Source organism: Streptomyces sp. NPDC126497 (assembly GCF_040302425.1).
Lineage (GTDB): Bacteria > Actinomycetota > Actinomycetes > Streptomycetales > Streptomycetaceae > Streptomyces.
In genome coordinates this window covers 1-3649 of the sequence record NZ_JBEORT010000200.1, presented here as the reverse complement: position 1 = coordinate 3649, position 3649 = coordinate 1, and the positions used below count along the sequence as shown (strand labels likewise).

2 protein-coding genes are annotated in these 3649 nt (G+C 75.7%); both read right to left on the bottom strand.

Annotation, left to right across the window (positions count from 1 at the left end; all coding sequences use genetic code 11):
- Window positions 1–104: 104 nt before the first annotated feature.
- Entirely contained in the window at window positions 105–1298 is a 1194-nt protein-coding gene (locus tag ABTY20_RS34930) for an MFS transporter (protein ID WP_352001161.1), read from the bottom strand.
- A gap of 165 nt (window positions 1299–1463) precedes the next feature.
- Window positions 1464–3638, bottom strand: coding sequence for a bifunctional polysaccharide deacetylase/glycosyltransferase family 2 protein (locus ABTY20_RS34925; RefSeq protein ID WP_352001162.1), 2175 nt, complete (start codon window positions 3636–3638; stop codon window positions 1464–1466).
- Window positions 3639–3649 lie beyond the last annotated feature (11 nt).

The following is a 3649-nucleotide window of genomic DNA, read 5'->3' as shown; positions in this document are numbered from 1 at the left end:
CGTCCGCGCCCCCCGCCCCTTCCGGCAGGCGTGGTCCGCGCCGGTCCGAGGGCGAACGCACCCGCCCCGGCCCACCCACCGGACGTGGGCGCCGCGACGGGCCCTCACTCACGGCGTGCCCTGGCGGTTCCGGCGAGCAGCAGCACCGCCGTCGCCAGGTACGGCACCGCGAACACCGCGAAAGCGGTGCTGTGCGCGCCGCCCGCGGCGATCAGCGCGTAGCCGCCGTAGACCGTGACCGTCGCCAGTTCCGTGCCCAGGCCCGCCACCGAGGTCAGGGTGGCCCGCCCGGTGTCCTCGATGCGCCGCTGGAGCCGGGCGTCGGCCAGCACCGTCGCCGCCTGGAAGCCGCCGAAGGCGAGGGCGACGAGGAGCAGTCCCGCCGGTGTGCCGGCGGCCGCGCCGACGGCCAGGGCGAGGCCGGCGCCGGCGAGCAGGACGGCGAGCCCGGCCGTGCCGAGCCGTTCGCCCTCACCGGCCAGCAGGCTTCCGGCGGTGGCGCCGGCCCAGATCAGCAGGAGCAGGTGGGGGACCGTCCCGTCCGCGACCCCGGTCCCCCGCACCAGCAGCGGCGTGTACTCGTCGAGGGCGCCCCAGACCGCGCTCACGGCCGGGACCAGCAGCAGCGCCCCGCGGACCGAGCGGTCGGCGCGCGCCTCGGCGAGTCCGGCCCGCAGGGCCGCCGTCCAGCTCCCGGGTCCGGCCGCCGGGGAACGGTGCTCGGGGAACCGGAGCGCCGCGGCCGCCGCCAGCAGGCACGCCAGCACACTGGCGGCGCCGACGGCGGTGTGGCCGCCCCAGGAGAACACCGGGCCGGCGAGTCCCATGGCTGCCATCACGGCGACCAGTCCGGCCGCGCGGGCCCGGCCCATGATCCGGGCGTAGCGGTCGGCCGCGCCGATCCGCTCGAGCTCGTCGTGGACCAGGGCCTCCAGCGCCCCGGAGCCGAGGGCCCCGCCGATGCCCCACAGCACGAATCCCACCGCGAAGGCGCCGTACGACGGCAGCAGCACCCACAGGGCGAAGCCGACGGCGGTCAGCAGCGGGCCGGCCCGCAGCAGCAGCCGGCGGGAGACCGCGTCGGCCCAGGCGCCGGACGGGACCTCCAGCAGCACACCGGTCACCGACCAGAGGGCGAACAGGGAGGAGATCTGCCCGACGGACAGCCCGGCGTCGCTGAACAGCAGCGCGTACACCGGGTAGAGCAGGACGAAGTCCTCGAGGAACGAGTAGCCGTACAGCGTGGTCGTCAGCCGACGCACGCGCGCGTCGGGGGCACGCGTGGGCGTGAGAGTCATGAGGCCTTCCCGAAGGGGCGGTTCGGACACCGGACGCGGAGGACGCACGGTGCCCGGGGCGGCCCTCGGGAGGCACGACTGGTGGATCAATGTCGCCGGGTCATGCCACCGATGGTAGGCGGCCGGACCCGGCCGGGTCCCGTCCTTTTCCGCGCGGGCGGGCGCTCACGGCTCCCGGGCGGAGGGCCGGGACGGCAGCACCACGTCCCCGCTGCGCTTGAGCCGCTGCCAGGGCAGCCGGTACCCGCTGACCGCGGTGAGGCACGCCTGGAACAGCACGAGGTACATCAGCTGGCGGTAGACGACCTGCTGCAGCGGGAGCGCCCACAGCGGACGCGGGCTCTCACCGTCGAGGCGGAAGGCGTAGACGGCGCAGACGGCCTGCACGGCCAGCACACCGGTCCAGGCCAGTACCGTGAGGAGCGGGTCGCCGAACACCAGCCCGTAGACGGTCAGCAGGTCGATCAGCGGGGCGAGGAGCGGGGTGAGGATCTGGAAGACGGCCAGCAACGGCAGGCCGAGCCGGCCGAAGCGGCCCGCGTGACCGCGCTCGAACAGGGCGTGCCGGTGCTTCCACGCGGCCTGCATCGTGCCGTAGCTCCACCGGTAGCGCTGGCGCCACAGCTGCCGCAGTGATCCCGGCGCCTCGGTCCAGGCGAGTGCGTGCTCGGCGTAGCGGACCTCCCACCCGGCCCGGTGCAGGGCCATGGTGACGTCGGTGTCCTCGGCGAGGGTGTCGCCGCTCATCATCCCGGCGTCCCGCAGGGCCGTGACGCGGAAGGCCCCGACGGCGCCGGGGACGGTGGGCAGGCAGCGCAGCAGGTCGTACATGCGGCGGTCGAGGTTGAAGCCCATGACGTACTCGATGTGCTGCCACCGGCCGAGCAGGCTCCGGCGGTTGCCGACCTTGGCGTTCCCGGCGGTGGCGCCGACGGCCGGGTCGGCGAAGGGCTGCACCAGGCGGCGTACGGTCGAGGGGGCGAAGACGGTGTCGGCGTCCAGCATCACGACGAGGTCGTGGGAGGCCCGCAGGACGCCGGCGTTCAGCGCGGACGCCTTGCCGCCGTTCGGCCGGCGCAGGACGGTGACCCCCGGAAGGCCGAGCGACTCGGCGACGTCGGCGGTGCCGTCGTCGGAACCGTCGTCCACGACGACGATCTCGACGGGGTGGTCGCTCGCGGCGAGCGAGCGGAGCGTCTTGGCGATGCACGGTCTCTCGTTGCAGGCGGGGACGACGACGCTGACGGGCCGGGTGACGGGCCGGGCGGGAGGCGGGCGCCGGCGGACGTGGTGGCGGGCGAGGACCAGCATCAGCGCGCACCGGGCCAGGACGAGCGACCCGACGACCAGCAGCAGCACGCCCACGACCGACACCACCGTCCCGGACACGGTCACGGCGGCCACGAACACCCGGCCCTTCCACAGGGTTCCCGTGTCGACGGGGCGGGTGAGGCTGTCGGTGCCGACGACGCCGGCCAGCGTGGTGAAGCGGTAGCCCTGGGCCTGGAGCCGGGGGATCAGGATGTCGAGCGCCCGCACGGTCTGCGACCGGTCCCCGCCCGAGTCGTGCAGGAGGACGACCGTTCCCCGGCCCGGCACGTCCGGCGTGGCCGCGTCGGCGACCGCCCGGGCGCCCGGGCGTTGCCAGTCCCTGGTGTCCCGGTCGATGAACGCCAGCACGTAGCCCTTCTCGCCCAGGCGGCGGGCGGCGGACCAGGCCGGCCCGTCCAGGGCGGCGGTGGTCGAGGAGTAGGGCATCCGCAGGAGCGAACTGTTGACGCCCCCGGCTCCGGCGAGGGCGAGCTGGGTCAGCGCCAGCTCGCGGTCGGTCTCGCCCTCGGACTGCGTGGCCAGGTCCCCGTGGGAGAAGGTGTGCACCCCGATCTCGTGACCGGAGCGGATCAGCCCGCGCAGGATCCCGGGGTGGCGCACGGCCTGCTGCCCGGTGACGAAGAAGGTGCCGGGCGTGCCGTGGCGGTCGAGGACGGCCCGGATCCGGGGTGTCCAGACGGGGTCCGGGCCGTCGTCGAAGGTCAGCACCACCGTTCTGTCCGGTGCCCGGTAGGTGCGCAGGCGGCCGTGGGTGGTGTCGACGACCGGGCCGCCGTCGGCGACCTCCCGGGGGACGCCGGTGGCCGGCTGTGCGGCCCGCCCCTCCTGGTCCCCGGAGAAGCCGCGGGTCGTGTACCCCTCGACCAGGAGGACCGAGACGAGGAAGGCCAGCAGGGCGAGGGGGACGGCGACGCGGAAGCGGTGCCGGGTCGGCAGGGGCGCCCGGCGCCGCCGCGGCCCCGGTGTCACCGGCGGGGGGCGGACCGGACGACGGGGGCGCCGCCGCATCAGGGGGCCCC

What these genes read in the sequence shown, in the direction of transcription:
- ABTY20_RS34925 (WP_352001162.1), bottom strand. Translation starts at nt 3,638, where the DNA reads ATGCGGCGGCGCCCCCGTCGTCCGGTCCGCCCCCCGCCGGTGACACCG.
- ABTY20_RS34930 (WP_352001161.1), bottom strand. Translation starts at nt 1,298, where the DNA reads ATGACTCTCACGCCCACGCGTGCCCCCGACGCGCGCGTGCGTCGGCTG.